This window comes from Streptomyces sp. S186 (assembly GCF_051603415.1).
Taxonomy (GTDB): domain Bacteria; phylum Actinomycetota; class Actinomycetes; order Streptomycetales; family Streptomycetaceae; genus Streptomyces.
Genome location: NZ_CP193932.1, coordinates 905174 through 930338 on the forward strand (window position 1 = coordinate 905174; position 25165 = coordinate 930338).

Annotated in this window: 20 protein-coding genes; 11 read left to right on the forward strand and 9 right to left on the reverse strand. The window is 72.8% G+C overall.

The window, feature by feature from the left end; translation table 11 throughout:
* The first annotated feature begins 43 nt into the window (after window positions 1-43).
* Window positions 44-1567, forward strand: coding sequence for an acetaldehyde dehydrogenase ExaC (gene exaC / locus ACRAS8_RS04050; RefSeq protein ID WP_438484377.1), 1524 nt, complete (start codon window positions 44-46; stop codon window positions 1565-1567).
* A gap of 80 nt (window positions 1568-1647) precedes the next feature.
* Here the strand turns inward: exaC and ACRAS8_RS04055 are convergent, their stop codons facing one another.
* Complete coding sequence (locus ACRAS8_RS04055) at window positions 1648-2313, reverse strand: nitroreductase (protein WP_438484378.1); 666 nt, start codon at window positions 2311-2313, stop codon at window positions 1648-1650.
* Window positions 2314-2624: 311 nt separating this feature from the next.
* Between ACRAS8_RS04055 and polX the strand changes: the two genes are divergently transcribed.
* Window positions 2625-4355: a DNA polymerase/3'-5' exonuclease PolX gene (gene polX / locus ACRAS8_RS04060; protein ID WP_438484379.1), complete on the forward strand. Its 1731-nt coding sequence runs from the start codon at window positions 2625-2627 to the stop codon at window positions 4353-4355.
* Between the two features lie 84 nt (window positions 4356-4439).
* Here the strand turns inward: polX and ACRAS8_RS04065 are convergent, their stop codons facing one another.
* Window positions 4440-5099, reverse strand: a complete 660-nt coding sequence (locus ACRAS8_RS04065) for a ScbR family autoregulator-binding transcription factor (RefSeq protein ID WP_438484380.1) — start codon at window positions 5097-5099, stop codon at window positions 4440-4442.
* A 99-nt stretch (window positions 5100-5198) separates the two neighbouring features.
* Here ACRAS8_RS04065 and ACRAS8_RS04070 point away from each other — a divergent pair, with 99 nt between their 5' ends.
* The 3 genes from ACRAS8_RS04070 to ACRAS8_RS04080 all read left to right on the forward strand — a co-directional run bounded on the left by ACRAS8_RS04070 (window position 5199) and on the right by ACRAS8_RS04080 (window position 8147).
* The gene (locus ACRAS8_RS04070) at window positions 5199-6119 is read left to right on the forward strand and encodes a ScbA/BarX family gamma-butyrolactone biosynthesis protein (protein WP_438484381.1); all 921 of its coding nucleotides are present in this window, start codon (window positions 5199-5201) and stop codon (window positions 6117-6119) included.
* A 488-nt stretch (window positions 6120-6607) separates the two neighbouring features.
* On the forward strand, window positions 6608-7534 hold the full coding sequence (locus tag ACRAS8_RS04075; RefSeq protein ID WP_438484382.1) for an aminoglycoside phosphotransferase family protein: 927 nt from the start codon (window positions 6608-6610) through the stop codon (window positions 7532-7534).
* A 178-nt stretch (window positions 7535-7712) separates the two neighbouring features.
* A complete protein-coding gene (locus ACRAS8_RS04080) occupies window positions 7713-8147 on the forward strand; it encodes a DUF779 domain-containing protein (RefSeq protein WP_438484383.1) in 435 nt (144 codons plus the stop codon).
* A gap of 182 nt (window positions 8148-8329) precedes the next feature.
* Here ACRAS8_RS04080 and ACRAS8_RS04085 read toward each other — a convergent pair whose 3' ends face one another.
* From ACRAS8_RS04085 to ACRAS8_RS04095, 3 genes are all read right to left on the reverse strand, one after another.
* Window positions 8330-9277, reverse strand: coding sequence for a hypothetical protein (locus ACRAS8_RS04085; RefSeq protein ID WP_438484384.1), 948 nt, complete (start codon window positions 9275-9277; stop codon window positions 8330-8332).
* Between the two features lie 189 nt (window positions 9278-9466).
* Window positions 9467-9982, reverse strand: coding sequence for a lytic polysaccharide monooxygenase auxiliary activity family 9 protein (locus ACRAS8_RS04090; RefSeq protein WP_438484385.1), 516 nt, complete (start codon window positions 9980-9982; stop codon window positions 9467-9469).
* Between the two features lie 61 nt (window positions 9983-10043).
* Window positions 10044-11108, reverse strand: a complete 1065-nt coding sequence (locus tag ACRAS8_RS04095) for a LacI family DNA-binding transcriptional regulator (RefSeq protein WP_438484386.1) — start codon at window positions 11106-11108, stop codon at window positions 10044-10046.
* A 280-nt stretch (window positions 11109-11388) separates the two neighbouring features.
* On the opposite strand from ACRAS8_RS04095, the gene uriH reads away from it, so the two are divergent.
* The 4 genes from uriH to ACRAS8_RS04115 all read left to right on the forward strand — a co-directional run bounded on the left by uriH (window position 11389) and on the right by ACRAS8_RS04115 (window position 14963).
* Complete coding sequence (uriH, locus tag ACRAS8_RS04100) at window positions 11389-12336, forward strand: uridine-preferring nucleoside hydrolase UriH (protein ID WP_438484387.1); 948 nt, start codon at window positions 11389-11391, stop codon at window positions 12334-12336.
* Window positions 12333-13811: a uridine transporter UriT gene (gene uriT / locus ACRAS8_RS04105; RefSeq protein ID WP_438484388.1), complete on the forward strand. Its 1479-nt coding sequence runs from the start codon at window positions 12333-12335 to the stop codon at window positions 13809-13811. The genes uriH and uriT overlap by 4 nt, the downstream gene beginning before the upstream one ends.
* Window positions 13812-13980: 169 nt before the next feature.
* Window positions 13981-14397, forward strand: a complete 417-nt coding sequence (locus ACRAS8_RS04110; protein ID WP_438484389.1) for a DUF2795 domain-containing protein — start codon at window positions 13981-13983, stop codon at window positions 14395-14397.
* 83 nt (window positions 14398-14480) lie between these two features.
* Entirely contained in the window at window positions 14481-14963 is a 483-nt protein-coding gene (locus ACRAS8_RS04115; RefSeq protein WP_438484390.1) for a DUF5709 domain-containing protein, read from the forward strand.
* A gap of 81 nt (window positions 14964-15044) precedes the next feature.
* Here ACRAS8_RS04115 and ACRAS8_RS04120 read toward each other — a convergent pair whose 3' ends face one another.
* The 3 genes from ACRAS8_RS04120 to ACRAS8_RS04130 form a co-directional block, all read right to left on the reverse strand.
* Window positions 15045-16448 (reverse strand): M1 family metallopeptidase, encoded by a 1404-nt coding sequence (locus tag ACRAS8_RS04120; protein ID WP_438484391.1) that lies wholly within the window; start codon window positions 16446-16448, stop codon window positions 15045-15047.
* Window positions 16445-20404 (reverse strand): epsilon-poly-L-lysine synthase Pls, encoded by a 3960-nt coding sequence (pls, locus tag ACRAS8_RS04125; protein ID WP_438484392.1) that lies wholly within the window; start codon window positions 20402-20404, stop codon window positions 16445-16447. Before pls ends, ACRAS8_RS04120 begins: the two co-directional genes overlap by 4 nt.
* A 448-nt stretch (window positions 20405-20852) precedes the next feature.
* A complete protein-coding gene (locus ACRAS8_RS04130) occupies window positions 20853-21632 on the reverse strand; it encodes a hypothetical protein (protein ID WP_438484393.1) in 780 nt (259 codons plus the stop codon).
* 548 nt (window positions 21633-22180) lie between these two features.
* Here ACRAS8_RS04130 and ACRAS8_RS04135 point away from each other — a divergent pair.
* Both ACRAS8_RS04135 and ACRAS8_RS04140 read left to right on the forward strand, forming a co-directional pair.
* On the forward strand, window positions 22181-22912 hold the full coding sequence (locus tag ACRAS8_RS04135) for an MgtC/SapB family protein (protein ID WP_438484394.1): 732 nt from the start codon (window positions 22181-22183) through the stop codon (window positions 22910-22912).
* 437 nt (window positions 22913-23349) lie between these two features.
* Window positions 23350-23997 (forward strand): TetR/AcrR family transcriptional regulator, encoded by a 648-nt coding sequence (locus tag ACRAS8_RS04140; RefSeq protein WP_438484395.1) that lies wholly within the window; start codon window positions 23350-23352, stop codon window positions 23995-23997.
* A 204-nt stretch (window positions 23998-24201) separates the two neighbouring features.
* On the opposite strand, the gene ACRAS8_RS04145 is transcribed toward ACRAS8_RS04140, so the two are convergent.
* Complete coding sequence (locus tag ACRAS8_RS04145; protein ID WP_438484396.1) at window positions 24202-25149, reverse strand: DUF6214 family protein; 948 nt, start codon at window positions 25147-25149, stop codon at window positions 24202-24204.
* Window positions 25150-25165: the final 16 nt, after the last annotated feature.

Consider the following 25165-nt stretch of genomic DNA (forward strand, 5'->3'; position numbering starts at 1 on the left):
GGGAGCGGCGGGCCGCGCCGCGCGAGCAAGGGGGAGTCCACCGATGGCACGTTATGCGAACCCCGGTTCCACCGATGCCGTGATGAGTTATCAGTCCCGCTACGACCACTGGATCGGCGGTGAGTTCGTGGCGCCCGCCCAGGGCCGGTACTTCGAGAACCCGACGCCGGTCAACGGCCTGCCGTTCACCGAGGTCGCCCGCGGCACGGCCGAGGACGTCGAGCGTGCCCTGGACGCGGCGCACGCCGCCGCTCCCGCCTGGGCCCGCACCCCCGCGGCCGAACGCGCCGCCGTCCTCAACCGGATCGCCGACCGGATGGAGCGGCACCTGGAGACGCTGGCGGTCGCCGAGAGCTGGGAGAACGGCAAGCCCGTACGGGAGACGCTGGCCGCGGACATCCCGCTCGCCATCGACCACTTCCGCTACTTCGCGGGCGCCCTCCGCGCCCAGGAGGGCACCCTCTCGGAGATCGACGAGGACACCGTCGCCTACCACTTCCACGAGCCGCTGGGGGTGGTCGGCCAGATCATCCCGTGGAACTTCCCGATCCTGATGGCGACCTGGAAGCTGGCTCCGGCGCTGGCCGCCGGCAACACCGTGGTCCTCAAGCCCGCCGAACAGACCCCGGCCTCCGTCCACTACCTGATGAGCCTGATCGCGGACCTGTTGCCGCCGGGCGTCGTCAACATCGTCAACGGCTTCGGCGTCGAGGCCGGCAAGCCCCTGGCGTCCAACCGTCGCGTGGCCAAGGTCGCGTTCACCGGCGAGACCACCACCGGCCGTCTCATCATGCAGTACGCGTCCGAGCATCTGCGGCCGGTGACACTGGAGTTGGGCGGCAAGAGCCCCAACATCTTCTTCGACGACGTCTCCCGCGCGAGCGACGACTTCCAGGACAAGGCCCTCGAAGGCTTCACCATGTTCGCCCTCAACCAGGGCGAGGTGTGCACCTGCCCGTCCCGTGCGCTGATCCAGCGCGGGCACTACGCGGACTTCCTGGCGGCCGGCGTCTCCCGCACCGAGAAGATCGTCCAGGGCCACCCCCTCGACACCGACACCATGATCGGCGCGCAGGCGTCCAACGACCAACTGGAGAAGATCCTCTCCTACTTCGACATCGGCCAGAAGGAGGGCGCCAGGGTCCTCACCGGCGGCACCCGGGCCGAACTGGGCGGTGAGCTGGAGGGCGGCTACTACGTCCGCCCGACCATTTTCGAGGGCCACAACGACATGCGGATCTTCCAGGAGGAGATCTTCGGCCCGGTCGTGGCGGTGACCTCGTTCGGCGACTTCGACGAGGCGATCACCCTCGCCAACGACACCCTCTACGGCCTCGGCGCCGGCGTCTGGACCCGCGACGGCTCCACGGCCTACCGCGCGGGCCGCGCCATCCAGGCCGGCCGGGTGTGGACCAACTGCTACCACGCCTACCCCGCCCACGCCGCCTTCGGCGGCTACAAACAGTCCGGCATCGGCCGCGAAAACCACAAGATGATGCTGGACCACTACCAACAGACCAAGAACATCCTCGTCTCGTACTCACCGAAGAAACTCGGGTTCTTCTAGGCTCGCAGCAAGGCGCCTGACCTGGTCTTCCACCGGTCAGGCGCCGGACGGCGGCGTCAAGGAACGCGACCGTCCAGCGGTCACACTCCGATGAAGCTCACCGTTTCCGTCATGCCCGCCCGCCCCGTACGCAGAGCCGGCACGCCTTCCTTCTCGAATCCCACCGCGACACCGCAGAACAGTACGAGCCCGTCGTCGGCTCCGACCATCTCGGCGACGGTCCTGCGATACATCGTCCACATCACCTGGGGGCAGCTGTGCAGCCCTTCCGCCCGTAGCAACAGCATGACCGTCTGCAGGTACATCCCCGCGTCCCCCCACTGTCCGAACCCCATCGTGCGGTCGAGATAGCAGAACAGGACGACCGGTGCCCCGAACGCCTCGGAGTTCAAGGTGGCGATCCTTCTGGGCCTGTCGGGATCGTCGCGCTCGATTCCCAGTGCCGCGTAACGCTGGGCGGCCGCAGCGGAGAAACGGTCCAGATACGGCGAGGTCAGTTCGGCCGGGTACATCGGGTACTCCCGCTCGTCACCCGGGTCTCCGGCCTGTGCCCTGGCCGTCGCGCGCCTCTTCAGTTCGGCCAAGGGCTCGCCGGCCACGACATACACATGCCACGGCTGGAGGTTCCCACTCGACGGAGCCCGTGTCGCCGCGGCCAGCACTCGTTCGAGTATCTCCCTGGAAACCGGCTCATCGCTGAACGCTCGCACCGCGCGGCGACTGTCCACGGCTTCGTACACATCCACGGCTTGGCTCCCTCTCCCGCAACAACGATCATTCCCCACGGTATGCAGCGGTCGGCGGCGACCGTCACCCGGCAATGGCATTCCCCTGACGGGCAGTTGAGCCGTTGTCGGCAACCGGACACCTCACCCCTGCCGATGCGGCCCCCTTTCTGGCCGGCGGGCGCGGAGTGGGCACCCGGAGGCCGGTGGGGCTCCGGGGACCGCGGCGTTCAGCGGCTGAGCGGACGTTCTCAGGGCGCGGACCGGTGGTCTGGCGCCCCCGCCCCTCGCCTGCGCATGCCGCCCCGGGGTCGTGGGGGCACCCTGGAGATATGGTCCGCGCCAATGAGGAGGTCGAGGCGCTGCTCCAGGAGTACGCCGACCTCATCGCGATCAGTGGTGGTGACGCCTTCAAGGCCCGGGCGTACGAGAAGGCCGCCCGGGCCATCGGTGGGCATCCCGCCGACGTCTCGAAGCTCGACGCGAAGGGGCTGCGGGAGATCCCGCACGTCGGGGCGTCGATCGCGGAGAAGGTGGTGGAGTATCTGCGCTCCGGCCGGGTCTCGGTGATCGAGGAGACCAGGGCGACGATCCCGGCGGGGGTGCGGGAGCTGATCACCATCCCGACCCTGGGGCCGAAGAAGGCTCTGGTGCTCTACGAGGACCTCGGTATCACCTCGGTGGACCAGCTGCTGGACGCCGTCCACGAGGAGCGGCTGCGGGATCTGAAGGGGTTCGGCGAGAAGACCGAGGAGAACATCCTGCACGGGATCTCGCTGCTGCAGAAGGCGGGCGGCGGACGCATCCTGATCAGTGCCGCGATGGACGTCGCCGAGCAGGTCACCGGGGAGCTGTCCCGTGTCACCGGCTGTGAGCGGTGCACCTACGCCGGCTCGCTGCGCCGGATGCGGGAGACGATCGGGGACATCGACATCCTGGTGGCGGCGGAGCACTCCGCGCCGTTCATGGCGGCGCTGGCGGAACTCCCGTCCACCGCCGAGGTCATCGCACACGGCGAGAAGAAGACCTCGGTCCGCACCACCAAGGGCCTCCAGGTGGATCTGCGGGTGCTGCCGCCGGCGTCCTGGGGCGCGGGCCTGCAGTACTTCACCGGGGCCAAGGCGCACAACATCCGCACCCGCGCGATCGCGGTACGGCACGGGCTCAAGCTGTCGGAGTACGGGCTGTTCGACGCCGAGAGCGGGGAGTTGGTCACCTCGGAGACCGAGGAGGAGATCTACGCCCGGCTGGGGCTGCCGTGGATCGCGCCGCCGCTGCGCGAGGACCGCGGCGAGGTCGCCGCCGGACTCCGCGGCGAACTTCCCGACCTGGTGGCCGAGGACGCCGTCCGGGGCGATCTGCACACCCACACCGACCTCACCGACGGGCTGTCCTCGCTGGAGGACATGGTCGCCGCGGCCGCCGCCCGGGGCTACAAGTACTACGCGGTCACCGACCACGCCCCCAACCTCTACATGCAGCGGATGACCGTCGAGAAGATGCTGGCGCAGCGGGAGGAGGTGCGCGCCCTGGACCGGAAGCACCGCGGTATGCGGTTGCTGCACGGCACCGAACTCAACATCGGCCCGGACGGGGAGGTCGACTGGCCCGATGAATTCCTGGCGGAATTCGACCTCTGCGTGGCCTCGGTGCACTCGCATTTCAACCAGAGCCGGCAGGCCCTGACCCGCCGTCTCGTCCGCGCCTGCGAGAATCCGTACGTCGCGATCATCGGCCATCCCACCACCCGGCTGATCGGCAAACGCCCGGGAATCGACGCGGACTTCGACGAGGTCTTCGCGGCCTGCGCGCGGACCGGTACCGCGCTGGAAATCAACGCCCATCCCGAGCGGCTGGACCTGTGCGACGAGGACATTCTGCGCGCCAAGCGCCACGGCGTGAAATTCGCGGTGAACTCCGACGCACACTCCACCACGCATCTGCCGTATATGCGTTACGGGGTGGGCACCGCGCAGCGCGGCTGGCTCACCGCGGACGACGTCATCAACACCTGGCCGCTCACCAGACTCCGGCGCTTTCTGCGCGGCGGCCGCCGGGCGTAGCGACCGGCCCCGTCCGCCGGTTCGCCCGGCGGTGCGTCCGGCGGTGCGTCCGGCCGTACGTCAGGCGGTACGTCACGCGGTCCGTCAGGCCGGCTCGGGGGCCGGCTCCTGGTCGCGGGCCCGCCGGCGCACCCGGTCCAGCAGGGCCGCGGGGTCGGGCTCGGCCTGGAGGCCGCGGAGCAGCAGCAGCCACAGGTCGCCCAGGTGCTCCTCGATGTTCCGCCGCCCTTCCAGGGCGTCGGAGACGGTGTGCAGCCCGAAGAAGGCGCAGACGACGCCGTGCGCGGTGGCGGCGGGCGCCACGCCGACGGCGAGTTCGCCGTTGCGGGCGGCCTCTTCCAACAGCTGGGTGACGGCCTCGATCCAGCCGAGGAACGGCGTCGGCAGCTGGGTCTCGATGGCCTTGCGCTCGGCCCAGAGGCGGGCCCCGGCCCGGACCACGATGTCGTCCCGGAACGCCCGCGCCACTTCGAAGCTCAGCCCGACGAGTTTCTCCAGTGCCGGCACCCCGGTTTGCCGATAACGGCCGATCAACTGCGGCCAGGTGGCGAAGTGTTCCTCGACGATGGCGAGGGCGAGCTTCTCCTTGCTGGCGAAGTGGAAATAGATCGCGCCACTGGTGCGGCCGGAATGGGTACTGATATCGCTGATGCTCGTCCCGGCATAGCCCCGTTCGTCGAACAGGGTCGCGGCCGCTTCCAGAAGGAACCTGCGGGTGGTCTTCGCCCGGCTCTGCACATGCACCTCGGATGTCGTCCTCGTGCCCTCTGCAGGAAATGTACCGCGCCCGGCCCCCGCCATTTCACGGGTGCAGGTGTCCGGCATTCGATATTCCCTGGTCATATGAAGTCGTCACCTGTCGGCAGCGCCGGCGGCGGGCCCGGACCGCTGAGCTGGTCCCGGACCGTCGAGCGGGAGTTGGTGCACCGGACCTCCGTGGCGGAGGTCCTGCTCACGGACGTCCGGCCGACGGCCGCCCCGGACGTCTTCGAGGCGGCGGCGTGCTGGCCGCGCGCCCACACGACGTTCCCCCGCGACGGATCGGAGCGGCACAGCCCGCTGGTTCTGGTCGAGACCCTGCGCCAGCTCGGGCTGTACGTGCCGCTGCGGTTCCACGGAGTCCCGCCGGCATGCCGGGCGATCATCACCGACCTGCACTTCCGCCTGGCGCCGGCGAACGAGCCGGCGGCCGGGCCGGGCGCGACCGAGGTCAGCTGCCGCACCGAGGTCAGCGGCGTCCGGCGGGCTCCGAACGGGTCCGTCACCGGCCTGCGCCTGTCCGCCGTCTTCGCCGCCCGCGGGGCGGTGTTCGGGCGGGGCGGCGGCGGGGTGCGGTTCGTGGACCGGGCGGTCTACGCCGCCCTGCGGGCACGGGGCGCGGCCGGCCCGGCGCCGTGCGGGCCCCCGGCGACGCACCGGCCGGACACCACCGCGCTGACGGTGAACCACCCCCAGGACGCCGTACTGGCCGAGGACGGGGAAGGACTTCTGGTGGCGCCGGCGGACCCGCTGCACCCGTTCCTCTTCGACCACCCCACCGACCACGTGCCCGGAATAGTGCTGCTGGAGGCGGCGCGACAGGCCGTCGCGTACCGCAGCGGGGGTGCGCTGGCCCGGCCGTGCGCCGGGCGACTCAGGGCGGTCCGGTTCACCGAACTCGCGCCGTCCGCGCGCGTCCTGTACACCCGGCACGACGCGACCTGTGTGTTCCGCTTCGTCCAGGGCGGCACACCAACGGCCTACGGCACCCTCAGTTACGCATAGGGCATAAAGTATGGACATTTATCGATCTTCCGGCCGTCCCGCGCGCCGGCCGTCGAGGACTCGGACTGCGGCTTGCGGGCGGCCGCGGCGGCGGGGATGCGGGTGATGGGCGTCGGACCCCGGCCGGCCGCGCCGGCCGACTGGTGGGTCCGCGCCCTGGCGGAACCGGCCGTACAGGGCTGGGCGGGGCCCGCATTCCCGCCCAGGGCTCCGGGCCCGCCACCGATGTATCCGGATCCGCCGGGAACGGCGCTGACGGTAGGCAGTAACTCCATTCCGGCGTACGGAAGTTGCCGTACCCGCAGCGCCAGCGGGGCGGGCCCGGCCGCGCGGCCCGCCCCGTGTGCCGGCCACCGCCGCGGCCCGCCTCGGCCGGCCGCGTTAGGGTGGAGCCATGCTTTGACGCCTGCCCGCAGCCCGGGCACCCCCGCCGACTCCTTCGTCACCGCATCGCATCCCGGATCCGGATCCACGAAGGAGAGTTCTTCATGACCACGTCGCCCCCGATCGACGTCCCCCAGGCATTCGCCGCCTCCTACGGTGCGCACGGCGCCGCGGAGCGCGCCTGGCTCGCCCGACTGCCCGCGCAGGGCGCGGAGTTCCTCGACCGCTGGGCGCTGCGGCCGGACGGCCCTGCCCGCTACGGCATGGCCTCGCTCGTGCTGCCGGTACGGCGGCCGGACGGTACGCCGGCCGCGCTCAAGCTCCAGCAGCCGAGGGAGGAGACCGAGGGTGCCGCGGCCGGCCTGCGGGCCTGGGGCGGGAACGGCATCGTGCGGCTGCTCGACCACGACGAGGCCGGCGCCGCCCTGCTGTTGGAACGGCTGGACGCCGCCAGGCCGCTGTCGGCGGTGCCCGACGACACCGAGGCGCTGCGGATCCTGGCCGAGCTGATGGCACGGCTGGTGGCGGTGCCGGCCCCGCCGGGGCTGCGGCGGCTCGCGGACGTCGCCGCCGCCATGCTCGACCAGGCCCCGGGGGCCGTCGGCGCGCTGCGCGACCCGGCCGAACGGGAACTGGTGCGCCGCTGCGCGTCCGCCGTGGCCGGTCTGCTCGATGAGAGCGGGGACCGTCTGCTCCACTGGGACCTGCACTACGACAACGTGCTGGCCGGCGAGCGGGAGCCCTGGCTGGCCATCGATCCGGAGCCGCTGGCCGGCGACCCCGGTTTCGAGTTGCTGCCCGCCCTGCGCAACCGGTGGGACGAGGTGGTGGCCACCGGCGATGTGCGGCGGGCGGTGCTGCGCCGCTTCGACCTGCTGACGGAGGTGGTCGGTCTGGACCGCGAACGGGCCGCGGGCTGGACGCTCGGCCGGGTGCTGCAGAACGCCCTGTGGGAGATCGAGGACGGCGAGTCCGCGCTCGAACCCGACCAAGTGGCCATCGCCACCGCCCTGTTGGAGCACCGGATGTGAGGCCCGTCGGCCGGGCATGAGGTCCCTTGAGCGGGGGGGTCTCCACCGGTGCCGCTCAGGGGGCCGTCGTGCGGTGCCGTGTTCCGTGGTGCGGGCGGCTTCTGCCATGCTGCCGGGCGGGGCGACTCCCGCCCGGCAGGGGCCGCCGTACGTGTCCGGCCGACGAAGGGGGCAGCACGTGCACGACACGGACGTCACAGGCACCGCGGACGACCGGGGAGCCGGCCCGCCGCACGACGGCGCCGCGCGGATCGCGCTCACCGACACCGCCGCCGCGCTGCTGCGCACCCTGCGCGAGCGGCACGGTCCGCTGATGTTCCACCAGTCCGGCGGCTGCTGCGACGGCAGTGCGCCGATGTGCTACCCGGCCGGGGAGTTCCGTACCGGCGGGTCGGATGTACTGCTGGGGCGGCTGGCGGTGGCGGGCGTGCCCGAGACGGTGGACTTCTGGATGTCGGGCGAGCAGTTCGCCCGCTGGCGGCACACCCATCTGACGGTGGATGTCGTACCGGGGCGGGGCGGCGGCTTCTCGCTGGAGGCACCGGAGGGGGTCCGCTTCCTGATCCGCTCTCGGCTCTTCACGGACGAGGAGCGGGCAAGGCTCGACGGATAGGGTCCTGCTGACGGGCGGGAGCGGACGCTCCGGCGGAAACGGTGAGACCCCGCGCACGGGGGAAAGCGCGGGGTCTCACCGGGTCCAACGAGCCGGCGGCGGCCGGAGTTCCCGCCCGGTGGGGATCTCGCGGAAGAATTCCGTACGATCGGAACCCGGGCCTCCGGGCGGGCGGCAGGCGGTTACGGCTCGTCCTGGACCAGGCGCTCCAGCATGTCCTGGAACTCCACGTCGACCACCACCCGCAGCCCGTCGCCGTCCGGTTCGCTCAGTGGTGTCATCCGTCCGCGCCGCCACCAGTACACCCGGGGGCTGATCGCGCCCGCCGCGTCCTCGTGGCCGGCCGCCGCGAACTGCGCCATGGCCTGGAGCGCCGGGATGACCTGGGCGTCGTGGATGCGGTGGAACGCCAGCTGGTGGCGGAAGGGCAGGGCGACCAGGGCGCCGTCGGGAGTGAGGGCGGTGCCCATCAGGCGCTCGACCAGGTCGTCGAGGACCAGCACCCGGCTCGCGGTGAAGAACGAGTCCCCCAGCAGCACCTCGAACGCCGAGCCGTCGGCGCGCCGCACCGTCTCGTGCCCCTCGACCGGCAGCGCGCGGAGGTTGTTCATGGCGCGGATCCGCAGCTCCGCGACGTCCCCGAGGTCGGTGAGGGAGTCCTCGCTGAGCATCTGGACGGCCTCGGGCAGATCGAGGGCGAGCACCTCGCACAGGCCGGGCGCCGGCTCGTGGCCGTAGTGGAAGGAGTCGGAGGCGGGCAGGGTCTCCTGGGCGACGATCCGGGGGTAGAGGCAGGCCCGGATCTCGTCGTGGGAGAGGATCTCCAGCGGCTGCGGGCCGTCCATGGTGCGCAGCACCTTGCCGACGTGGTCGCGGACGAGCCCCGGCCAGCAGCGACCGCCGCGGCGGTCGCGGTGGCAGACGGCGGCCAGATTGCCCAGGCCGAACTGGCGGCCCGCGGAGTCGGTGACCACGCCGGCGTACACGGTGACCTCCAGGCCGCGCTCGGCGAACGCCTGCCGTACCTCGGATCTGAAGACGCGGCCTTCCCGCTCCGAGAAGAAGCCGAACTCCTCGTCGCGTGCGAGCTCGCGGGGATCCCGCTTCGGTCCTCGGCGGAACAGTCCCATCTCTTCCTCCCGGCTGCGGCCGGCCGCATCGGCCTTGGATGCGCCGATGGTAACGGGTGCCTCCGACAGCGGGGTCGCCCCGCGGCCGGGGACGGGACGCGGGGCGACCGTGGGGACGGTGAGCGGAGCGGCGACGAAAGGGAACGGAAGGGAAGGGAAGGGAAGGGGGATCCGGTCGAGCGGGCGTCGCTAGCCGATGTTGACGTCGATGCAGGCGTAGAAGGCGTTCGCGGTGTCGGCGATGTTCCAGACCGCGAGGATCTTCTGCCGGCCCTTGATGTCGCCGAAGTCCACGGTGTGGGAGACCTCGGCCGGGGGCTGGGCGCCGTGGCCGTCGACCTCGGCGACCTTCCGGCCGCCTGCGAAGTACTGCCAGTTGCTGGTGGCGTGACGGGCCGTGAACCGCCAGGTGAAGGTCTCGCTGCTGCTGACCGGGGTGACCTGCCACGGCTTGGAGTCGTCGTCCAGATCGGCGAACTGGCTGTTGCCGCCGCTGCAGCTCGTCAGCCCCTTGGGCCCTTCGACGCTCTGTGGCTCCCACTTGATGGGGCCGCAGTCGACGGTGCCGGCCGCGCACTGGGCCTGCCGGCTGGGGGGCGAGGAGACATAGCCGTGAGCACTGGCCGGGCCGGCCGGCAGGGTGACGACGAGGAGGGGGGCGATGCCGGCGCCTATGGCGAGAGCCAGCCTTCTTTTCTTGTCCATGTCAACCCTTTCGCGTAGGGGGGTGGTTGACGCGGGGACGTGCCGAGCAATTGGTCCAGACTTAACGCTCTGACCGCGTACGGTCAAGAGGTCGCACGCGCTCACCGCGCGCCCCACCCGTCGCGCTGGAGGCCCGGACCACCAGTTCCGGGGCGAGGCGGACGGTGCGCACCGGGCGGCGGGGGCCGGGGACCGGGGCCGCGGCGGGGCGGCGGGCGAGCAACCGGGCGGCCTCGGCGGCGAGTTCGGCCACCGGCTGGCGCACCGTCGTCAGCGCCGGATCGGCGAGACCGGCCAGCGGGATGTCGTCGAAGCCGGTGACCGCGACCTCGCCGGGGACGTCGGCGCCCAGCTGGCGCAGGCGCTGCAGGGCACCGGCCGCGATCAGGTCGTTGGCGCAGATCACGGCGTCCGGCCGGGCGGGCCAGACGCGGTCCACGGCGGCTCGGCCCCACTCCACGGAGAAGTCGCCGAGCACCGCGCGTTCGGGCGCGGAGGGGTCGAGGCCGGCCGCCCCCGCCGCGTAGGCCGTGCGCCGCTCGACCGCCGCGGAGGCGGTTCCGGCGGCACCGATGAAGCACGGGCGGCGGCGGCCCGTGGCGGCGAGGTGGTCCAGGACGAGGGCCATCCCGGCGGCGTTGTCGACCGCGACCGAGTCGGCGACGCCGGGGCCGCAGCCCCGGTCCAGCAGCACCAGCGGCACCCGTGCCGCGGCGGCCGCCACCGCGTCCCGGCTGCGCCGCTCGTCCACCGGGATCAGCAACAGGGCGTCCACCCGGCGGCTCAGCAGGGCGGCGATCCGGGCGGCCTCGGTCTCCGGGTCGTCGTCGCAGTCGGCGAGCAGGACAGCGCGGCCCTCGGCGTGCAGGACGTGCTCCAACTCCCGGACCAGGGAGGGGAAAAAGGGGTTGGTGATCTGCGGGAGGACCAGGCCGACGGTGCCGGTGCAGCGGCTGCGCAGCGCGCGGGCGACCTCGTTGGGGCGGTAGCCCAGGCGGTCGGCCGCCGCCCGCACGGCGCGGGCCGTCTCGGCGCCGACCGGACGGGTGCCGGCCAGCACGCGGGAGACGGTGGCGACGGAGCAGCCCGCCGCGTCCGCGACGTCCCGCAAGGTCACTTCGGCCACGACGGCGTGCCCTTCCACTACGGGACGGCCGCCGTGCGAGCGGCGCCGTCCCGGACGATGGCGGCAAACGTTATCACCGCCCGTGTACAGGCGTACCAGCTCCGTACGGCTCGGTACCAGCGGGTAGGCAGGTCACCTGCCTCACACTTCCTTGATGTTTCATTGACATCTCCGCGGCGTATGAGCGAAATTTCCGGAGAACGTTTTCCTGCCGCGCGGCGCGCCCCGGAGATCGAGTTCACCCCGCTTCACCGTTCCGCAGAGCAAAGGGGCTCTCCCGTTGGCCAGAAAGATCATCCTCGACTGCGACCCGGGGCATGACGACGCGATCGCCATGCTCCTGGCCCACGGCAATCCCGATGTCGAACTGGTCGCCGTGACGACCGTGGTCGGCAACCAGACGCTGGAGAAGGTGACCCGCAACGCGCTGTCGGTGGCGGCGATCGCCGGGATCACCGGTGTGCCGTTCGCCGCGGGCAACCCGCGGCCGCTGGTCCGGTCCGTCGAGACCGCCCCCGACATCCATGGCGAGACCGGCCTCGACGGGCCCGAACTGCCCGAGCCGGCCTTCGAGCTGGACCGCCGGCACGCCGTCGACCTGATCATCGACACCGTGCTGTCGCACGAGCCGGGCGAGATCACGATCGTCCCCACCGCCGGACTGACCAACATCGCGATGGCCGTGCGCAAGGAGCCCCGGATCGCCGAGCGGGTGCGCGAGGTCGTCCTGATGGGCGGTGGCTACCACGAGGGCAACTGGAGCGCGGTCGCCGAGTTCAACATCATCATCGACCCCGAGGCCGCGCACATCGTCTTCAACGAGAAGTGGCCGGTCACCATGGTCGGCCTGGACCTCACGCACCAGGCGCTGGCCACCCCCGAGGTCGAGGCGCGGATCGCCGCGCTGGGCACCGGGCCGTCCCGGTTCGTGCTGGAGCTGCTGGACTTCTTCCGTGAGGCGTACCGCGAGAACCAGGGCTTCGAGCACCCGCCGGTGCACGACCCGTGCGCGGTGGCGTACGTCATCGACCCGGACGTGATGACCGTCCGCAAGGCGCCGGTCGACATCGAGCTGCGCGGCGCGCTGACCCTGGGCATGACCGTCACCGACTTCCGCGCGCCGGCGCCGGCCGACTGCCACACCCAGGTCGCGGTCGAGCTCGACCACGAGCGGTTCTGGAACCTCGTGGTGGACGCTCTGGAGCGGATCGGCGAAGGCCGGGCATGAACCTCTCCACCGCACCACGTACCACCGAGGTCACCGGCGGCGGGTCCGGCGTCCGGATCGGCGTACTCGTCACCGCGCTGCTGGCCGCCTGCTTCGCCTTCCAGCTGAACGCCAGCATGCTCAGCCCGGCACTGAAGAGCATCGAGGACTCGCTCGGTGCCAGCTCCGCCGAGGTGGGCATGACGCAGACCGCGTTCTTCACCTCCGCCGCGCTGTTCTCGCTGTTCCTGCCCCGGCTCGGCGACGTCCTCGGCCGGCGCCGGGTGCTGGCCGGCATGCTGGCCCTGATGGCGGTCGGCTGTGTGGTCGCCGCGCTGGCGACGAGCGTCCCGATGCTGTTCGCCGGGCGGATCATCCAGGGCGTGAGCGGGCCGGTCGTCCCGCTGTGCCTGATCATGCTGCGGGTCGAGGTCAAAGAGCCGAAGAAGTACGGCACGCTGCTGGGCGTGATCACCGCCGTCAACGGCGGGATCGCCGGCGTCGACTCGCTGGCCGGCGGCTACCTCGCCGACCACCACGGCTTCCAGTCGGTCTTCTGGGCGATGGCGGTCGTCGCGGCCGTGGCCACCGCCCTGGTGGCCACCCTGACCCCGGAGTCCAGGGCCGCGGTCCTGGACGCGCCGGCGAACCCCGGATCCGGGTCGTCAGGCGCCGCCCGGATGGACTGGCCCGGTGTGGCGCTGCTGGTCGTCTCGGTCGGCGCGCTGCTGATCGCGCTGAACGAGGCCGGGAAGCTGGCCGCCGCCGACTGGCCGATGGTCGCGGTGCTGGTGGTACTGGCCGCCGTCGCGTTCGCGCTGTTCTGGCGGACCGAGAACCGCAGCGGGCACCCGCTGGTCGCCACCCGGCACCTCAAGCAGCGGGCCACCTGGTCGCTGCTGCTGACCACGGTGCTGACCATGACCGGTGTGTTCGCGGTGATGAACGGCCTGATCCCGGCCTTCGCCCAGGACGCGCAGGCCGGTCTGGGGATGTCCGCCGAGCAGTCCGCCTGGTGGACGCTGACGCCGTACGCGCTCGCCGGACTGGCGATGGGCCCGGTGGCCGGCCGACTGGCCGCGACCTTCGGCTACGGCCGGATCCTGCGGCTGGGCCTCTTCGGCTCCGTGGGGTCGGTGGTGCTGATGCTGCTGACGATGCACAGCCAGTCGCATGTGCTGCTGCTGGTGACCTCGCTGCTGGTGGGCATCACCTACGCCGGCGTGGCCAACATCGTCCTCAACGGGCTGGGCATCGTCCTCTCCCCCGGCGAGAACCCCGGCTTCCTGCCGGGTCTGAACGCGGGCGCCTTCAACCTCGGCGCGGGGCTGAGCTTCGCGGCGCTGTACGCGGTGAAGACCGCGCTGGCGCCCGCCGACCCGGCCTCGGCCGGCGGCTACACCGCCGGCATGATCGCCGGTGTGGTCATCCTGGCGCTGGCCATCGCGACGTCGTTCCTGATCCCGAAGCCGGTGGCAGCCGAGGCCAAGGACTGACGACCGACCGCCCGGGCCCTGTGACGCGACCGCCCGCCGCACCCGGACCCCGGGGCGGCGGGCGGTCGCGTCGTACGAGCGGCACGGCCGGCCGCGGCCCAGCCCGTCCCGTCCTGTTGTCAGGGCCGGGGGAAAAGGGAGACTGGAAGCGGAGGCAACGGAGGCAGCAATGGTCATGGAACACGGTATGGACAAGACCGGTCCCGCCCGGGACGACATGATGAAGAAGCAGCTTCGGAGCCAGATGTCGCTGGACCGCTCCCTGCGCACGGATGAGAGCCGCGAGCTGGAGCCGGCCGGCGAGGACCAGCCGGTGGCGGCCCCCTCTCCGGAGAGCGTCTATCGGGGCGGCACCCCGCACGGCATGTCCGAGCGCGACGTCGGCCTGCGCTCCGAGCTGGCCCAGTACCTCGGGCGCAGCGTCTATCCGGCCGAGCGCGGCGACATCATCCGCACGCTGCGCGGCAACCACGCCCCGGACCGCCTGGTGACGATGGCCGAGCAGTTGCCCGCCCACCACCGCTACGGCAATGTGCAGGGCATCGCCGAGTCGCTCGGGCTGGGGACCGAGGACCGGCGCTCCTGAGGCCGAGCGGCGCTCACCGGCGGACAATGGCCATGACGGAGCGCACCGACCGACCCCGTACGGAGGCGAAAAGGAGGGCGGCAATGTCCGACGACGCCATGGGCGACGAGGTCTACCAGCCGCCCAGATCTGCCCCCGAGGACAACCCCAACGACCTCGACATGGAGGACGCCCTCGACGAGCCGGGGCTCGACGAGACGCTGGACACGGGCTACTCGCCGCCGGAGCGCCCGTTCGTGGTGAACCACGACGGGACCACCGCACAGGAGCAGCACGACCGCGAGTCGCTGGCCCACCGGCTCTCGATCGAGCTGCCGGACGTCTGCGCGCGGGACGGCGACGGCATCGGCGACCTGCCGGACGGCGACGGCGAGCCCTACGACGACCAGGTCGGCGAGGAGCGCGCCGGGCGGATCGTCAGCTACGACGAGGGCTTCTGGCGCGGCGGCGGCAGCAACGACATCACCGCCCGCGACGTCGGCATCGACGGGGGTGCGGCGTCCGCCGAGGAGGCGGCGGTGCACATCGCCCACGACGTGGGCGGGACGGTCGAGGGGGAGATGTAGGGCCTGGCCGAGAGGCGGGGCCGAGCCGGGCGTCCCCGGTGGCGGGCGTGGCGGCCGCCCGCCATCCGGGACGCGGGATGTTCAGGCCGCCAGTACGGGCAGCGGCTTCTCGTACAGCCAGGTGTGCAGCAGCGGCCGGGCGCGGGGGCCGGCGCAGCGTTCGGCGTGGGCGAGGAAGGCCCCGGTGTCGGCGCTGGCGCCGCGGTGCGCACTGTGCCAGCTGCGGAGCACGGCGAAGAACCGCTGGTCGCCGACGGCGCGGCGGAGCGCGTGCAGGGCGCAGGCACCGCGGACGTAGACCCGGTCGTCGAAGATCCGGCGCTGGCCGGGGTCGGCGATCCGCAGGTCCTGGGGGCGGTCGCGCAGCGTGCGCCATTCCCGGCGGGCGATCTCGTCGGCGGTGTCCTCGCCGATGTGCTCGGACCACAGCCACTCCGCGTAGGTGGCGAAGCCCTCGTTGAGCCAGATGTCGCGCCAGTCGCGCAGGCTGACGCTGTTGCCGTACCACTGGTGGGCGATCTCGTGCGCGACCAGGGTCTCCGCGCCGCGCTCCCCGTCGATGTGGTTGCTGCCGAACACCGACCGGGTCTGGTTCTCGACCGGGGCGGCGAGTTCGGCGTCGACGACCACCGCGCCGTACGCCTCGAACGGGTAGCGGCCGAAGCGTTCGCTGAACGCCCGGAGCATCTCCGGCTGGCGGGCCAGGTCGTACGCCGCGTCCTCGGCCAGCCGCGCCGGATAGGAGTTGTGCAGCGTGATCGCCGGGTGGTCCGGGCCGAGGCGGGCGGTGCCGCTGTCGTGCCGGAACCGCCCGGTGTAGAGCGCGGCGAGGTACGGGGCCATGGGGCCGGGGTGGTGGTAGGTCCAGCACTCGTGGTGCCCGCTGCGGCGGCGTTCGAGCAGGGTGCCGTTGGCGAGGACGTGCTGGCCTTGCGGGACGCTGATCCGGAAGGTGAAGGCCGCCTTGTCGTCGGGGCGGTCGTTGCAGGGGAACCACGACGGGGCGCCGAGCGGCTGGGAGGCGACCAGGGTCCCGCCGTGCGGGTCGCCGGTGCGGTCCCAGCCGATCGGGCCGAACGGCGAGCGGACCGGCCGGGGCCGTCCTCGGTAGCCGATGTCCATGGTGAAGCTGGCGCCGGTGGCCAGCGGGCGCGGGGTCGCCAGGTAGAGCTTCCCGTTCTGCTGGCGGGTGCGGACCCGGGCCCCGTCGACATGGGCGGTGTGCACGGTCAGACGGGAGAGGTCCAACTCCACCCGGTCCAGGGGCCCGTTGGCCACCGCCTCGATGCGGGCCCGCCCGTGGAGGCCGCCGTCAGCCGGGCGGTAGGTCAGGTGCAGGTCGTACGAGACGGTGTCGTGGGCGTAGGTGCCGTGCCGCGGGAAGTAGCGCTCGGAGAGCGACCAGGCGAGGCCGTCCGCGGCCGTCGCGGCGAGCGGGAGCAGGGCGGCGCCCCGGAGGAGCGCGCGCCGGCTGCATCGGGTCACGCGGCCGCACCGCCTTCCGCACGGGCCGCGGCGGGGCGGGCCGGGCGTTCGCCGGCGATCGGGTTGCCGGCCCAGCGGGTGTGGGCGGGTACGCTCTCGCCGCGCATGACCAGGGACGACGGTGCGATCGAGGCGCGCGCCCCGACGTCGGTCCCGGGGAGCACGATGCCGTGCGGGCCGAGTGAGGAACCCTCGGCGAGGCGGACGGTGTCCAGGCGCATGATCCGGTCGTGGAAGAGGTGGGTCTGCAGGACGCAGCCGCGGTTGACGCTGACGCCGTCGGCGAGGGTGATCAGGTCGGTCTCCGGCAGCCAGTAGCTCTCCAGCCAGACCCCGCGCCCGATCTTGGCACCGAGGGTGCGCAGCCACCAGTTGAGCACCGGGGTGCCGGTGAACGCGCCGGCCATCGAGGGCACGGCGAGCGACTCGACGAAGGTGTCGTAGAGCTCGTTGCGCCAGACGAACGAGGACCACAGCGGATGCTCGCCGGCGGTGAACCGGCCGACCAGCGTCCACTTCGCGGCGGTGGTGACGAGCAGCGCCAGCAGGCCCGAGGCCAGCAGCAGCGGGGCGCCGATCAGCGCCGCGAGGCCGAGGCCGCCGTGGGTGAAGGCGGCCTGTTCGGTGAGGAACACGCCCTCGGCGAGGGCCACCGCGCACATCAGGGGCAGCACCCGGCACATTTCCACGGCGGCGCGGGCCAGGACCAGCCTGCGCGGCGGGGCGAAGGTGCGCGCCGGGTCGGCCTGGGCCGCCACCCGGGGCAGCGGCATGGCGGGGCGGCCCAGCCAGGACATCCCCGGTTCGCCGTCGGCGGGCGCGTTGGAGAGCACGCCGACCAGGCTGTGGTCGGGGACGTCGTGGCCGGGGGCGACGATGCCGGAGTTGCCGACGAAGGCCCGGCGGCCGATCCGGACGGTGCCCAACCGCAGCCATCCGCCGCGGAGTTCGAAGGGGGCGACGAGGGTGTCGTCGGCGAGGAAGGCGCCGTCCTCGACGTGCAGCAGGGAGGGCAGCGGCAGCACGGTGGAGATCTCGGCGTGCTTGCCGACCCTGGCGCCGAGCAGCCGCAGCCAGTGCGGGGTGCCGAGGCTGGCGTAGAGCGGGAAGAGACTGCCGCGGGCGCCGTCCAGGAGGCGGGTCACCAGCCAGGCGCGCCAGGCGACGCCGCCGCCGGCCGGGTGCAGGCCGGGCGTGATGCCGCGGCCGAGGAGCCGCACCGCGCCGGCGGTCACCAGGATCGAGCAGCCGGCGGTGAGGAGCGCGAAGACCGGTGCCGCCGCCAGCAGGCGCACCGCGGCGGTGCCCAGGGTGCCGCTGTCGCGGAGCAGGAAGTACGCGCCGGCCAGTGCGGGGACGGCGGACAGCAGAGCCAGCAGCGGCAGGCCCAGCAGGGCGAGTGCGTAGGCGGCGGTCCAGCGGCGCGAGCGCTGCCACCGGGGCGCGGGCCAGGCGGCGCCGGCCATCCGCTCGGCGGCGCCGGCGGGGCGGGCCGGGGAGCCGGTCCAGCAGGCGCCGTCGGGGATCTCGCCGTCCAGGCAGCCGCCGGCGGCGAGTTCGGCGTCCCGGCCGACGACGGCGCCGGGCATCAGCATGCTGCGGTGGGCGACCCGGGCCCCGGCGCCGATCCGGACCGTGCCGATGTGCAGGGTGTCGCCGTCGAGCCACCAGCCGGAGATGTCGGCCTCGGGTTCGACGCTGCAGCCGTCGCCGAGTTCGGCGAGGCCGGTGACCGGCGGCATGGTGTGCAGCGCCACGTCGCGCCCGGTGGCGCAGCCCAGCGTCCGGGCGTAGAGCCGCGCCCAGGGCGTGCCGAGCAGGGACGGGACGCCGAAGGCGGCGACCACGCGTTCGGCGGTCCACAGGCGCAGGTGGGTGGCGCCGCCGCGCGGATAGGCGCCGGGGCGGAGGGAGCCGGCGAGCGTCCGGGCGGCGAGGGCGCCGAGGGCGCAGCGCATCGGGGCGCTGTAGAGCACCACCCAGCCGACGATGATCAGCCACCAGGCGGTGTGCGGGGCCCAGACCTGCGGGGCGAGCCGGCCGAGGATGTTGTCCGCGAGCGCGAGCCCGACGAGTCCGCGCAGCCCGGCGATGCCGTACAGGCCGGTCTGGACGAGGAGTTGGACGACCCCGGCGCGGCGCGGGACGGGGCGGACCGGGCGGACCTCGTCCACCGGGCCGCCGAGCGAGTCGAGGTGTTCGGCCATGTCGCGCAGCACGGGGTGGCGGTAGAGGTCGGCGACCGAGACACCGGGGTGGTGGGCGCGGAGCCGGGACGCCATCCGGGCGGCGACGAGGCTGGTGCCGCCGAGGGCGACGAAGTCGCTGTCCGGGCCGGGGCGGACGCCGAGGAGGTCGGTCCAGATCTCGGCGAGGCGGGCGGCGGTGCCGCGCAGGGCCGCGGCCGGGTCGCCGGAGCCGGCGTCGGCCGGGGCGGCCGGCAGCGGCCAGGGCAGCGCCTTGCGGTCGACCTTGCCGGAGGTCCGGGTGGGCAGGCTCTCGACCTCGGCCAGGACGGGCACCAGCTGGGCCGGCAGCCGTTCCTGGAGCAGGGCGCGGGCCTTGTCCTGCTGGAAGCTGGAGCCGTCGGCGGTGCGCCGGTCGGGGACGATGTAGCCGACCAGGACCTGGGTGCCGGCCGGGCTGGTCTGAACGGCCGCGGCGGCGCCGCGGACGCCGGGCAGCGCGGCCAGCGCGGCGTCGATCTCGCCCAGCTCGATCCGGCGCCCGCCGAGTTTGACCTGGTCGTCGGCGCGTCCTACGAAGAGCAGGCCCTCGGGTTCGGCGCGGACCAGGTCGCCGGTGCGGTAGGCGCGGTCGGTGTCCAGCACGTCGTCGGGCCGGAAGCGCTCGGCGTCCTTGACCGGGTCGAGATAGCGGGCGATGCCCACGCCGCCGATCAGCAGCTCGCCCTCCGCGCCGTACGGCACCGGCCGCCCGGCCCGGTCGACGACGGCGAGCTGCCAGCCCTCCAGGGGCAGGCCGATGCGGACCGGCTCGCCCGGCAGGAGGCGGGCGGCGCAGGCGACGACGGTGGTCTCGGTCGGGCCGTAGGTGTTCCACATCTCGCGGCCGGGACCGGCGAAGCGGTCGACGAGCCCGGCGGGGCAGGACTCGCCGCCGACGATCAGCAGCCGGACCCGGCGCATCGCCTCGTCCGGCCAGAGCGCGGCGAGGGTGGGCACGGTGGAGACCACGGTGATGCCACGCTCGACCAGCCACGGGCCGAGCTCGTGACCGGCCCGGACCAGCGAGCGGGGGGCGGGCACCAGGCAGGCGCCGTGCCGCCAGGCCAGCCACATCTCCTCGCAGGAGGCGTCGAAGGCGACGGACAGCCCGGCCAGCACCCGGTCGCCGGGGCCGAGCGGCCGGTCCTGGCAGAACAGTGCGGCCTCGGCGTCGACGAAGGCGGCGGCGGAGCGGTGGCTGACCGCCACGCCCTTGGGCGCGCCGGTCGAGCCGGAGGTGAAGATGATCCAGGCGTCGTCCTGGAGGCCCGGGGCGCGCGTGGCCCCGGCGGGCCGGGCCAGGCCGGGCGGCGGGCCGGCCGGGCCGAGGACGGCGCAGACGGCGGCCTCGCGGAAGACGGTGGCGGCCCGCTCGTCGGGGTCGTCGGCGTCGACCGGTACGTAGGCCGCTCCGCTGCGCAGGACGGCGAGGATGGACAGGTACAGCTCGGCGGTCCCGGAGGGCACACGGACTCCGACCCGGTCGCCGGGACCGATTCCGCGGTCCCTGAGCTGCCGTGCGCGGCGTTCGGCCTCGGTGCACAGATCGCGGTAGGTGAGCACTTCGGCACCCGTGTCCAGGGCGATCGCCTGGGGATGTGCGGCGGCGGTGGCATCGAGCACGTCGAGCAGAGTTCGCGGGGCCGGGGTGCCGACGGTGCGGTAGACGGCCCGTGGGGGCACGGATTCTGACGGCTCGAAGGACGATTCGAGAAGGGGCGACGACATCGCTATGCCTCTGTTGTTCGGTGCCGGTGGGTGGAAACCCTCGGACGTTCGCCACTAGAGATGCCGCCGCCCGGGCACCGGTTCGCGGCCCGGGTTGCCCGTTCCCCCAATCGAACGTGTTGTGAAAACGGAAACCGGGCGCTTGGACAGGCAGCGTCCGGAATCCGGCTCCCGCTCCTGACCACGTCATGGGAAAGAATTGACCGCTGCCGGGGATTGTTTTCGGCACCACTCCCCCGCACCCTCAAAACCGCAGGTCAGAGCCTTGCGGTCGAATGGTTACGAGGCACCCGGTCAAGCCTTGATCAAATATTGCGCAACCGCGCAAGTATTCATCGGAATCTCACGGCCGTCTCATCGACCCGTCATGACGCTGCCATACCCTCATCACACCGCCCCCACACCTTTTTTGACGCCGCCATACGCTCCGCGAGATGCCCGGCGCACGCTACTTGAGGATGTTGACCGCACGGGCCACCACCAGAACGACCGTCAGCAGCGAGACCGCCGACTGCAACAGCATCAGCAGCTTCGCCCAACGGGTCAGCGGCATCACGTCGGTGGGACTGAAGGCGGTGGCGTTGGTGAACGACAGATACAGGTAATCGGCGAACTGCGGCTCCCAGTGCTCCGGAGCCAGCTCCGGCGTCGCCATCTGCGGGAAGAGGAAGTCCGGGTAGCGGCGCACGGCGTGGACCCGGGCGACCGGACCGCCGCGGTCCCACTCCCAGTACCACAGCGCGAAGACGATGACGTTGGTGGCCCAGATCCCGCCGCCGGTCGCCAGCAGCGGCCCGGCGTCCCCGCCCTCCGTGCCGCGCACCAGCCCGATCACCAGATGCACCGCGGACCAGCCGTTCGCCGCGCTGATCATCGCGATCAGCACCAGCCCCGCCCACCGGTAGAGCCGGGAGACCCGTTCGATACGGAACGGATCGGCCACCACCAGCACCAGCAGCAGCGCCGTCTCCAGGCCCGGCAGCAGCCAGCCCGGACGGATCGTCAGCCGCCCCGGCAGGAGGCCCTGCAGCGCCGCCGCCACCAGCACCGCGAGGGTCGAGGGCCAGCGGGGCTCGCCGCGGGTCACCCGCCGCCAGGCCGGCCGCAGCCGCCGCCCCGCCTCCTCCACCCCCGCCATGGCGGGCGCCAGCAGTGCCTCGATGCGGTCCAGGCGCTCGGCCTGGGTGCCGGCGTCGCCCGCCTCGCCGGGCTCGGGGTCGTGGGACATGCGCCTCATGCTCACCCGGGGCCGGGACGGTGTCCAGCGCCGCACCCCGGACCGGCCGAGCGGAGCCGCCCGCCATCAAGAATCCGTCAGGACTTGCACGCATGCGCAAGTGACCCTGTCGGGGAGCTACACTCCTGGAGGTTTGACGCAGCGGTCACCTCGTTCGGTGCGGCGTCGCCACGGACACAGGCCACTGATCCCACCCGTCGGGAGATCGACGACGGCACCCCGGGTGCGCCCGGCCGGAAGGAGGCGAGAGACATGGACTGCAGTAGTCCGGGTCACCATCGACTCCGTTTCCGCCTGCCCTCGCACCCTGCCGGCACGCGGTAACCGACCTCCCCGCGCGGCCTCCCCGCCGCACCACGCCCCGTACGGCCGACCGCCGTCACGGGTCACCGTGCTGCGCGCCCGCCGCCTGGCCCTGCCCCTGGCCGTCGTAATCGCCATCACCATCGCGTCATCAGGACCACCCAAGTCGCCCTGACCCACTGGCCGTTCGGCCGCACCCACGCCCCAGCCTTCCCCCGTCCCGAGGAGGTGCTCCCATGCACACCCTGACCATCGTCGACTTCCTGGTCCGGCTCGCCACCGGCGTGGCCTGCGGAGCGCTCATCGGTGTCGAGCGCCAGTGGCGCGCCCGGATGGCCGGGCTGCGCACCAACGCCCTCGTCGCCACCGGCGCCACCCTCTTCGTCCTCTACAGCACCGCCGTCGGGGACTCCGGCAGCCCCACCCGGGTCGCCTCCTACGTCGTTTCCGGCATCGGCTTCCTCGGCGGCGGGGTGATCCTCCGGGACGGGGCGGGGGTCCGCGGGCTGAACACCGCCGCCACCCTGTGGTGCTCGGCGGCGGCCGGCGTCCTGGCCGCCTCCGGACGGCTCGAACTCGCCGTCCTCGGCACCCTCGCCGTGCTCGCCGTCCACCTCGTGCTGCGCCCGGCCGGGCGGCTGCTGGACCGGGCCCCGGCCGCCGGCTCCGACCCGGACGCGGCGGTGCACGCCACCGTGCACGTGGTCTGCGAGCGCCGCGCGGAGACCCACATCCGCGCCCTCCTGCTCCAGGCGCTCACCGGCTCCGGACTGACACCCGTCAGCCTGCGGGCCCGCCGGGACGCCGAGGACACCACCGGCATCCGCGCCGCGGTCACCGTCTCCGGCGCCCCCGCCCAGGCCCTGGAGCAGGTCATCGCCCGGCTCTCCCTGGAGCCTGACGTCCGCGACCTCCACTGGCATCTCGAAGAGCCCGAACTCCCCGCGGAACAACGCGCACTGGCCTGATCCGTCCCGAGAGCCCGCTCCCAACTCCCGCCAGGCGAAACCTTCTTTACGAAAAAGGAAACACAAAAGAACGCACGCCTACATTTCCTCACCTCCTCCCTCCACCACCATTCACCAAGAATCCACATTTCATGGGGAATTGGAGTCCGCGCGGCACCGTGTGGCGCCGGGGGCGCGGTGCGCTCGGTACGCAACAAGATGCGCGAGGCGCAACGAGGCGCAAGGGATGCGTGAGGCACAAGGAGTGTGCGAGCGACGACAGGCGCGCAAGGAAGGCGGGCACACCCCGGCCCCGGAAAGGGCGCGAGCCTGATTCGGGCGATCCCCCGCGTCGCCCGAATCAGGCAGCCTGGCCGGATTTACCGCCCTTACGAGCGGGTCTCCGGAACCTGCACTGAGTATATTGGCTCTCAGCCAGTCAACGCAGGAGTTACAGCATGTCCCCCCGCAGCGCATCGGTCAACGAAGAATTGCGGCGGCGCTCCCGCGAGCGGCTCTTACAGGCGACGGTCGAGCTGGTGGGCGAGCGCGGTTACGAGGCCACGACGCTCGGCGACATCGCCCAGCGCGCGGGGGCGGCCCGCGGGCTGATCTCGTATTACTTCCCCGGCAAGCACCAGCTTCTCCAGTCGGCGGTGCACCGGCTGATGCACCGCACGCTCCAGGCCGCCCTGGAGCGCGAACCCCGCCCGACGGGGCGGGACGCCGGACGGGAGCTGCTGGCCCGCGCGATCGACGCGATCCTGGGACTGGCCCACGACGAACCGCTGCTGATGCGCACCCACATGGCCGGCCTCCTGACGTCCCCGGGATTCATCCAGTGCCCGGAGCAGCAGCGGCTGGCCCAGCTGCTGCGCGAGGCGGTGACGGCCTACGGGTCGGCCGATCCCGACACGGACTATCCGATGCTCCGCGCGCTGCTGATGGGTTCGGTGGTGCCGATGCTGCTCCCGGGCGCCCAGATGCCGCGCGTCCGGCTGCGTGCCGAACTCTTCCAACGGTACGGACTGGCCTGGGAGTTGGGCGTTCCGCCGGGCGAACGACCGCCCGAGGGCACGACGATCCGCGAGCGCCCCGGCGCTTGACGGGGACGACGGCCCCCGACCGTGACGCGCACGGCGGGAGCTGCGGGTGCGGTGTGAGCTGTGCATGCGCGGTGGCACTGCGGGTGTTTCAGGTGTTTCGGGCGCTTCGAGCGTTTCGGGTGTCGGGGTCATGAATCGGGTGTCGGGGTCATGAAGTCGTCTGCGTGGGCGGGAGTTGGGGGTCGTGGTTCGTACCGGGCGTCCCTACCGCTTGTTGTGACGTGGCGTCAGCAGGCCGGCGTCGCGGGCGCCGGCGATCAGGCGCAGGGCGCGGCGGCGGTTGCGGCCGGTGGCGTGCATGACGGCCTGGATCGGATCACGGCCCTCTTGCTGGGCCGCGCGGTAGGCCGCCGCGGCGACCTTGCGGCGTTCGCCGGCCCGGGAGCGGACGAGGACGGCCGAGCGCGGCTCGGCGGGCGGCCGGGCGGCGTCGGGTTCCGCCCCGTCGTCCGGGGTGGCACCCGGCGCGGGGTGCGGGCCGGTATCCGGTTCCGGGCCGTCGTCCCCGGCAGTCACGGCAGTGGGCGCCGTGCCGGGAGCCGCCTCGGTGGCGGCGGTGGGCGCCGGGCCGGGGGCGTCGTCCGGTGCGGCGCCGGGCGGCGGTGCGGGCGTCCCGTCGTCGGGTGCCGTACCGGCCGGGGTGGTGGCGGCCGCCGGTGCGGTGTCGGTCGGTGCGGTGTCGGTGCCGCAGAGTGCGCCCTCGCCGTGGACGACGTCGTCCGCCGGGGCGTTGGTGCCCGCGTGGGTCCGCCGGGGCCGGGCCGCGCCCTCGGGCCCTTCCGGTGCGGCGGGAGCCGGGCCGGACGCCGGATCGAGGGCCGCCGCGGCGCCGCCCGGGGACTTCGGAGGGCGTCCGGTGGCGGCCCGGCAGGCGTCGTCGAGCGGGCCCTCGATCCAGTGGGCGAGGGAGGCGAGGTCGTCGAGTGTCAGGGGCGGGTCGGCGCGGACGTCCTCGACGGTGAGGCGGTCGCCGTTGACCGTGACCAGGACGTCGATCCGGGCGCCGTGGGGGAAGGACAGCCGGGCACTGAACCAGGGGCCCAGTTCGGACGCGGCCGAGCCCTGCGCCTGAAGCTCCCAGTCGGGCCACGCCAGCGCCCCACCTTGCGCTTTATATCGGGGGTTATCGGTATAAAACTCACTTTCCGACACAAACAAAACCTAGCCT